This is a genomic window from Streptomyces sp. SID13726, assembly GCF_010548375.1.
GTDB lineage: Bacteria > Actinomycetota > Actinomycetes > Streptomycetales > Streptomycetaceae > Streptomyces.
The window spans coordinates 1-571 of record NZ_JAAGLY010000192.1; the positions used below are offsets into that span (position 1 = coordinate 1).

Sequence of the window (571 nt, forward strand, 5' to 3'; positions counted from 1 at the left end):
GCGCTGCTCGTCTCGTTCATGCTCACGGTCGCGGGCGCGGTCGTGTGGCGCGTCATCGACGGGTCCGGGACCGCGGCGGTGCGCGACGCCGCGGCGGCGACGTTCGCGGCGGCCTACCTGCCGTTCATGGCGGGCTTCGTCATGCTCATGCTGGCCGCCCCCGACGGGCGCGTCCGGGTCCTGATCTTCATCCTGCTCGCCGTCGCGAACGACGTCGGCGGGTACGTCGCGGGCGTCCTGTTCGGGCGTCATCCGCTGGCCCCGTCCGTGAGCCCCAAGAAGTCCTGGGAGGGGCTGGCGGGCTCGTTCGTGCTCGCGACGGCGGTCGGCGTGGTCGGGGCCGTGGTGGGCCTCGGGGCGAGCCCGCTCGTGGGCGTCGCGCTGGGCGTCCTCGCCCCGCTCACGGCGACGATCGGCGACCTCGCCGAGTCGATGATCAAGCGCGACCTAGAATTGAAGGACATGGGGTCGCTCCTGCCCGGTCACGGAGGCATCCTGGACCGGCTCGACTCCATGCTCCTCACCGCCCCGTTCGTGTACGTGCTCCTCGCGCTGGCCGTCTGACAGCCGT

1 protein-coding gene is annotated in these 571 nt (G+C 72.3%); it reads left to right on the forward strand.

From position 1 onward, the window contains the following. The coding region (locus tag G3I78_RS47105; RefSeq protein ID WP_164436758.1) for a phosphatidate cytidylyltransferase at positions 1–564 on the forward strand (564 nt) is incomplete at its 5' end. Positions 565–571 lie beyond the last annotated feature (7 nt).